Below are 1,473 nucleotides of genomic sequence, written 5' to 3' on the forward strand. Positions count from 1 at the left end.
CAACTTCCCCCTCCCCAGACAAAGAGGCAATGGTACTTCCAAGACTAATTTTGGGATTATTGTTTATTCCAATAAAATACTTTTCCGTTCCATTTGAAGCCAAGCCCATCGGTTTTGAAACGATTCTGCCAGTTTTAAAGTGACCAGGCGACCGCTTCGTACCAGTATGCCGGCACAGTGGATAAACTCCCGCCGAAACCGCTGGATCGTAAAAGAGCGTTGAATCGGGTCGCAACATTGAAGCTTGAAGCGCTCGAACAAATTGTACGCGAATAGTTTCAACAGCAAATCGATCTCGTTAGCAGCAAAGGACTGGGTCGGAATACGATGAATGGCGAAACCATTCTTGCCTTCCTTAATATAGTTCTCCATGCAGCAGCGCTGGTTGTAGAAACGCCATACGTCGATGGCTTCCCACACCTCCGTGGTGACCATCGCTTCATACTGCCAGAGGATATCTAATTCCAACTGACTCTGATCCTGATCGTAACGCTGCATCTTACGAATGACAGCCACGCGCCTTGCCTTGTTCCACGTTGTCGCTTGGTAGTAGAGTGCGATGCCTTCGATGATCCAATCCTCATCGACGAATCGTGTCCAATGCTCACAGGATTGAACCTGTTGCTCGAGACGAGAGGTCCATTTCATTTTGCCCACATAGCCGATTTGATGCGATTCCCAAAAGGCATAGAAGTCTTCGCCACCAAAGCCTTTGTCGAAACGTGCATAGCGAACCGCTCGTGACCCGAGCAGGTCCAGCGTTTGCTTAGCAAAAGGAAGAACGTCCGTTGAACTGCTTGTATTACCGGGCCGGAGCGAGGCATTCACGAGCACCCTAGACTTTCCTTCATACATGAGCAAGGGATGGTAGCTCTTGCGTCCTTGCTTGTGGCTGTTGTAGCCCACTTCGGCTCCCTTTTGGTTGCCGTAGACCGTCTCGACGGTAGAATCCAAATCCAGAATGAGCGACTCGGGCAGTAAGGAGGTCACCAACTCCACGTTCAGTTGTCTGAGCGCAGGAGCCAACTCCTCATGGGACGCTCCGAAGCGAAGAAGCTCCTTGTTCAGCAGGCTGTGATGAGGCAGACGGCCGCCCAGCGCATGACGGACCAAGGCATCGCCTTGTAGAAACTTGAAGTGAAAAAGACGCTCGCAGCCTAGGAGCCAACCGATGATAAGATATTGGAGAATATGGGCGGTGGGGAAAATCGCGTTCGCCGCCTTAGCCAGGCCAAGGGTCTGCAAGGTTTGATTCAAGCGGATCGTTTCAAGAAAGGCAAGCATGACCTTGCCACCTGCAAAATTTGTGGCATTTCTCATAGAAAATTCCGTTTTCAACAACGTGATTTTTGTGGTAAACTTCACTTTATGGGTGCTCCTCTCTTTGGGTGATGTTGTCTTCGTAAACACCATTCTACCAAAGATTAGGGCACTTTTTTATGTTTTTATGAGGTCGCACTTTCGTAATTCAGG

At 49.5% G+C, this 1,473-nt stretch carries 1 protein-coding gene; it reads right to left on the bottom strand.

Annotation, left to right across the window (positions count from 1 at the left end):
* Nucleotides 1-63 precede the first annotated feature (63 nt).
* Nucleotides 64-1,365 (bottom strand): IS1380 family transposase, encoded by a 1,302-nt coding sequence (locus E0496_RS30310; RefSeq protein ID WP_277755896.1) that lies wholly within the window; start codon nucleotides 1,363-1,365, stop codon nucleotides 64-66.
* Nucleotides 1,366-1,473 lie beyond the last annotated feature (108 nt).

Origin of the sequence: Paenibacillus luteus, from assembly GCF_006542765.1 — a bacterium.
GTDB lineage: Bacteria > Bacillota > Bacilli > Paenibacillales > Paenibacillaceae > Pristimantibacillus > Pristimantibacillus luteus.